Consider the following 6,528-nt stretch of genomic DNA (forward strand, 5'->3'; position numbering starts at 1 on the left):
TTAGCTAAAATCAATTTCATTTTTTGTGTTGGATGATAAAAAAAGCGTTTAACAATCGGCTAAATTCACCGCGACTGCTAAACCGCCTTCGCTTGTTTCTTTATATTTAGAGTTCATGTCTTTGGCTGTTTCCCACATGGTATGAATAACTTTATCTAACGGAACTTTTGCGTTTAAGGCGTCGGTTTCTAAGGCTAGTTCTGCGGCATTAATCGCTTTAATCGCTCCCATCGTATTGCGTTCAATACAAGGAATTTGTACTAATCCTCCAATAGGGTCGCATGTTAATCCTAAATGATGTTCCATAGCAATTTCTGCTGCCATGGCAACTTGAGCTGGAGTTCCACCCATTAATTCGCATAAAGCAGCGGCGGCCATTGCACTAGAAACGCCAATTTCTGCTTGGCATCCGCCCATAGCGGCAGAAATCGTGGCTCCTTGTTTAAAGATGCTTCCAATTTCACCCGCAACTAGCAAAAATTGTTTAATTTCTTTTTCACCAGCTTGATGGTTTTCAATTACTAAATAATACATTAAAACGGCAGGAATAACACCGGCACTACCGTTAGTAGGAGCGGTAACCACACGACCTAAAGCGGCATTTACTTCGTTTACAGCAAGTGCAAAACAGCTCACCCATTTTAAAATTTGTCTGAATTTAACTTCTGTTTTGCGAATAGTTTCTAACCATTCTTGCGGATTGCTATATATTGCTTGGCCAATTAAACCTTTATGCATATCAAAAGCTCTTCGACGAACGTTTAATCCGCCTGGTAAAATGCCTTCCGAATGACAACCAATGTACATACATTCGAGCATTGTATCCCAAATTCGCATTAATTCATGGTCAATTTCTGATTCTGTTCGCATGGCTTTCTCATTTTCATACACCAATTCAGAAATGGAAATAGATAACGAGTGGCAATAAGCTAATAATTCATCTGCTTTTCCCACAGGATAAGGAAAAGCACATTTAATAGTTTCATTCTTTATGGCGTTAGGACGTTCTTCTATGACTACAAATCCGCCACCAATTGAATAATAGGTTTCTTTAACTTCTTGATCTTTTGTAAATAACGTAAACGTTAGTCCATTGGCGTGAAAAGGAAGAAATTGTCTATTGAACACAATATCTTGTTTTTCATCAAAAGGAATCCAAACGGAATTACCTAATTTAATTTTTTTCTCTGTTTTAATGGATTGTACAATCCCATCAATTTCGGAAACAGGAATAGTTTCCGGATCTTGTCCGCTCAAGCCAAGCATCAGTGCATAATCAGTGGCATGACCTTTTCCCGTTAAGGAAAGCGAACCGTATAAATCAACTTTTATTCGAATCACATCCGTAAAAGAATGTTCGGTTTTCATTTCATTTAAAAAGCGTTCTGCGGCACGCCAAGGGCCTAAAGTGTGCGAGCTTGAAGGGCCAACACCAATTTTAAGCATATCGAAAACTGAAATACATTCTTCCATCACTATAACGATTTAGTTAGGCAAATATAGGTTAATGTTTAGAGCTTATCAATAGCGATTTTAAATAAATCATTTTGTAAACGTATCATTCAAACCTATCGGAAGAACTAAAATAAAATCCAAACAACCTGTTTTTGTCAGACGCATCCTAAATCGGCGTTCCATCCTTTAAAGAAAAAAAGCAGTGTAAATGCATTTAATCGATGTTCAATACTTTAAACTTTACCTAATTTCTTTTGAATTTACCTTATATTTGAATGCGAAAAATCAGCTTTCATGAAACGAATTTATTTTTTATTCCTTTTTTTAAGTGTGTTGACTACCACGGCACAGCCAAAATCACCTTTTGAATTTTTACCAAATTATGGCAAAAATGTAACTTATTATCATCAGGTAGAAAACTATTTTCAACATTTGGTAGCTTCTTCCGATTGGATGCAACATCAAAAATATGGCGAAACCTCGCAAGAGCGAAATTTAAATGCCTACTTTATTTCTTCGCCAGAAAATTTAAAAAACCTGGAAGAAATTAGAAAAAATCATTTGAATTCCATTGGTTTATTTCCTACTAAAAATCAAGCTGTAAAAGACAAAACGATTGTTTGGTTAAGTTTTAATGTCCACGGAAATGAGTTTGGAGCCTTAGAAAGTGCTTTGTCTGTGGCCTACGAATTGGTCAATCCAAAAAATTTAGAAACCAAAAAATGGTTGCAAGATATTATTGTGATTTTAGACCCTTGTTTAAATCCAGATGGTTTTTCGCGTTATGCGAATTGGCTTCGCGACATTTCAGGAACAAAAACGCATCCCGGACATTCAGATAGAGAACACATGGAGCCTTGGCCGGGAGGAAGACAGAACCATTATGTTTTCGATTTAAATCGGGATTGGGCGTGGCAAACGCAATTGGAAACGCAGTTGCGAATGAATTTATACCATGAATGGATGCCGATGGTGCATGCCGATGTGCATGAAATGGGTTATAACGAACCTTATTTTTTTCCACCAGCAGCCGAACCCTATCATGAGCAAATTGCTCCTTTTCAAAGGGAATTTCATCAAAAAATTGGCGAATTAACATCGACTAAATTTGATAAAGAAGGTTGGATGTATTATTCTGGCGAACGATTTGATTTGTTTTATCCAAGTTATGGCGATACGTATCCGTGTTATAATGGAGCAGTTGGAATGACCTATGAGCAAGGTGGAATTGGAGCAGGAAGAGCCATTGTGATGAGAAATGGTGAGATTCTAAGCATAAAAGACCGAATTAATCACCATACAAAAGCTTTATTGGCGGTAGTGGAATTAAGCTTTTTACAACAACAAAATTTAACGACTAAGTTTCGAGACTATTTTAAAGAAAATCGCAGCAAACCAAAAGGTGAATTTCAAACCTATATTGTGAAAGACCATCCTAGAAATCTAGAACTATTAACTCTTTTAAATAGAAATCGGATTGAAGCTTCGTTTGCAAATGAAAGTAAAAAATTAAAAGGATATCATTATCAAACCAATAAAGAAAAAACATTTGAAATCGAACCTAACGATTTGATTATTAGCGTTGACCAACCTAAAGCAGTATTGACTCAAGTTTTATTTGAGCCGCATCAAAAACTAACGGATAGTTTGTCTTATGATATTACGGCTTGGTCGCTACCATTTGCTTATGGCGTAGAAAGTTATGCTTTAAAAGGCAAACTTGCTCTTCAAACTAAATCACAGCGAACGATTACGGTTCCGCAAAAAACGGTGACTGTTTATGCGTATTATGTACCGTGGAATGATAGAAATTCTGCTAAAGTGTTGAGTTTGCTACACCAACAAAATTTTCAAGTCCGTTCGGCTAGTAAAGAGGTTGCCTTTAATAATATAAAAATTGAAAAAGGAGGATTGTTAATTACAAAAGGCGATAATCTAAAAATTAAAAACTTTGAAGAAACCATTCAGAAAATTTTAGTGCATAAAGCAGAATGTGTTCCTATTACTACTGGTTTTGCTGCAAATGGTGCGGATTTAGGTGGTGAGTTTTATCCTTTGTTAAAAGCTCCAAAGGTACTTTTATTGAGCGGAAACGGCGTGAGTAATATAGATTTTGGTCAAGTTTGGTATTATATGGATCAGGTGATTGAATTTCCGTTAAGTATAATCGAATTGGATTACTTTAAAAAAGTAAATCTGACCAATTATACGACTTTAATTTTGGCAGATGGATATTATAATTTTTCTGAAAGCGAGCAAAAAAACATTGACGAATTTGTTTCGAATGGTGGAAAAGTCATTGCTATGGGTGGCGGAATGACTATGTTTGAAGACAGAGAAGGGTACCATTTAACCAAATTTGCCACTGAAGAAGAAAAAACAAATGCTACTCAAAAAGAGGAAGAAGAGGAATTATACAATCGGTTTTTAGATTATGAAGGAAGCGAACGTCGTTCTATTTCAGCATATGTTCCCGGTGCAATTATAGAAAACACTATTGATATCACGCATCCTTTAACTTTTGGATTAGGTGCAAATTACTTTAGTTTGAAAACAACTCCTGCCGTTTATAAATTATTAAAAGGAGCAGAGAATGTTATTTATGTTCCTAAAAAATTTCAAAGCTTTGGTTTTGTTGGAAGTAAGTTAAAAGGACAACTAGCAGAAACCGTTTCTTTTGCGGTCGACGCAGTAGGGAAGGGTAAAGTAATCTATATGATTGATAATCCTTTATTTAGAGGGTTTTGGGAAAACGGAAATTTACTTTTTAGCAATGCGTTGTTTTTAGTCGATTAAGAAGTTTAAAATGAAACTTATCCGAATTGATTTTATGTCAGTTCGGATTTTTTATGGTTTTATGTCAACTTGTCATATTAAAAAAGTAAATAGTTGACTAAAACTGTCATTTTTATATAAATGTAGTCTTGGCACAATCCTTGTCATTTAGCAATCAAGTTTAAAAAAAAACGAAAAAAGAGTAAAAACACATACAAATTAAAAATTATGAGTAAAATAATTGGAATCGATTTAGGAACTACCAATTCTTGTGTTTCTGTGATGGAAGGCGGAGAACCAGTAGTAATTTCAAATGCTGAAGGAAAAAGAACTACGCCATCCGTCATTGCATTTGTAGAAGGTGGAGAGATTAAAGTAGGGGATCCTGCAAAAAGACAAGCAGTAACAAATCCTACAAAAACCATAGCGTCTATCAAACGTTTTATGGGAAATAAATATTCTGAAAGCCTTAAAGAAGCCGGAAATGTAGCGTATAAAGTAGTAAAAGGCGACAATGATACACCACGTGTGGATATCGATGGACGTTTGTATACACCACAAGAATTATCTGCCATGACGCTTCAAAAAATGAAGAAAACGGCAGAAGATTATTTAGGTCAAACCGTTACAGAAGCGGTCATTACCGTTCCAGCTTACTTTAATGATGCACAACGTCAAGCTACCAAAGAAGCAGGAGAAATTGCTGGTTTAAAAGTAATGCGAATTATCAACGAACCAACTGCTGCTGCTCTAGCTTATGGCTTAGACAAAGGTGGAAAAGATCAAAAAATTGCTGTTTACGATTTAGGTGGAGGAACTTTTGATATTTCTGTACTTGAATTAGGTGACGGTGTTTTTGAAGTTTTATCAACAAACGGAGATACCCATTTAGGTGGAGATGATTTTGACCAAGTAATTATCGATTGGTTAGCAACTGATTTTATTAGCGAAGAAGGTGTAGATTTACGTAAAGACCCAATGGCTTTACAACGTTTGAAAGAAGCAGCTGAAAAAGCAAAAATTGAATTATCTTCTTCTGCACAAACAGAAATTAATTTACCTTATGTTACAGCTACTGCAAGTGGACCAAAACACTTAGTAAAAACGTTAACAAGAGCTAAATTTGAACAATTGGCAGAAAGTTTAGTGAAACGTTCTATGGAGCCGGTAGTTAAAGCATTAAAAGATGCTGGATTATCTACTTCAGATATTGATGAGGTTATTTTAGTAGGAGGTTCAACTCGAATTCCTATTATTCAAGAACAAGTGGAAAAATATTTCGGAAAAAAACCATCAAAAGGAGTAAATCCTGATGAAGTAGTGGCAGTTGGTGCAGCTATTCAAGGTGGTGTACTTTCTGGAGATGTAAAAGATGTTTTGTTATTAGACGTTACGCCTTTATCTCTAGGAATCGAAACAATGGGAAGTGTCATGACGAAGTTAATTGAGTCGAATACGACAATTCCAACAAAAAAATCACAGGTATTTTCTACTGCTGCAGATAATCAACCATCAGTTGAAATTCATGTGTTGCAAGGAGAACGCCCAATGGCAAATGATAATAAAACAATTGGTCGTTTCCATTTAGATGGAATTCCACCAGCATCAAGAGGTGTTCCTCAAATTGAAGTTACCTTTGATATTGATGCCAATGGTATTATCAAGGTATCAGCAACAGATAAAGGAACTGGAAAATCACATGATATTCGTATTGAAGCTTCTTCAGGATTAACTCCAGAAGAAATTGAAAGAATGAAAAAAGAAGCTGAAGTGAATGCAGAAGCTGATAAATTAATGAAAGAGAAAGTTGATAAATTGAATGAAGCAGACGGAATGATTTTCCAAACGGAAAAACAATTAACAGAGTTTGCGGATAAGTTATCTGATGGAAACAAACAAGCTATCGAAGGAGCTTTAAATGAATTAAAAGCGGCTTATGAATCAAAAGAGGTTGAAACCATTCAACCCGCTTTAGATAAAATTAACGAAGCTTGGAAAAATGCTTCAGAAGAAATGTATAAATCACAAGGAGATGGACAACAAGCTCAACAAGCACAGCCGCAAGGTGAAGCGGGAGGCGACCAAACCCAAGATGTAGATTTTGAAGAAGTGAAGTAATTTTCTTTTTCTTTACACACCAAACCGGACTAGAAATAGTTCGGTTTTTTTATTTGGTAGTATACCACGAACTGTGTAAGTTAAAAAGTTATTCTGAAAATTTGAGCTAATTTAAAAAGCTCAAAAATTTTCGGAAATAACTTTTTAACATTTTATATATTTACATAGTTATGATAGACA

3 protein-coding genes are annotated in these 6,528 nt (G+C 35.4%); 2 read left to right on the forward strand and 1 reads right to left on the reverse strand.

Annotated elements, in window-relative coordinates; genetic code table 11:
• Window positions 1-48: 48 nt before the first annotated feature.
• Window positions 49-1,473 carry an L-serine ammonia-lyase gene (locus tag PHR76_RS06970; RefSeq protein ID WP_300060118.1) on the reverse strand — a complete coding sequence of 475 codons (1,425 nt, stop codon included), beginning with the start codon at window positions 1,471-1,473 and terminating at the stop codon, window positions 49-51.
• A gap of 276 nt (window positions 1,474-1,749) precedes the next feature.
• Here PHR76_RS06970 and PHR76_RS06975 point away from each other — a divergent pair, with 276 nt between their 5' ends.
• Window positions 1,750-4,251 (forward strand): M14 family zinc carboxypeptidase, encoded by a 2,502-nt coding sequence (locus PHR76_RS06975; protein ID WP_300060121.1) that lies wholly within the window; start codon window positions 1,750-1,752, stop codon window positions 4,249-4,251.
• Between the two features lie 207 nt (window positions 4,252-4,458).
• On the forward strand, window positions 4,459-6,348 hold the full coding sequence (gene dnaK / locus PHR76_RS06980) for a molecular chaperone DnaK (RefSeq protein ID WP_300060125.1): 1,890 nt from the start codon (window positions 4,459-4,461) through the stop codon (window positions 6,346-6,348).
• Window positions 6,349-6,528: the final 180 nt, after the last annotated feature.

This window comes from Flavobacterium sp. (assembly GCF_028689845.1).
GTDB lineage: Bacteria > Bacteroidota > Bacteroidia > Flavobacteriales > Flavobacteriaceae > Flavobacterium.

Excerpts from the sequence above, each read along its gene's own strand:
- PHR76_RS06970 (WP_300060118.1), bottom strand. The coding sequence starts at position 1,473 with ATGGAAGAATGTATTTCAGTTTTCGATATGCTTAAAATTGGTGTTGGC.
- PHR76_RS06975 (WP_300060121.1), top strand. The coding sequence starts at position 1,750 with ATGAAACGAATTTATTTTTTATTCCTTTTTTTAAGTGTGTTGACTACC.
- dnaK (WP_300060125.1), top strand. The coding sequence starts at position 4,459 with ATGAGTAAAATAATTGGAATCGATTTAGGAACTACCAATTCTTGTGTT.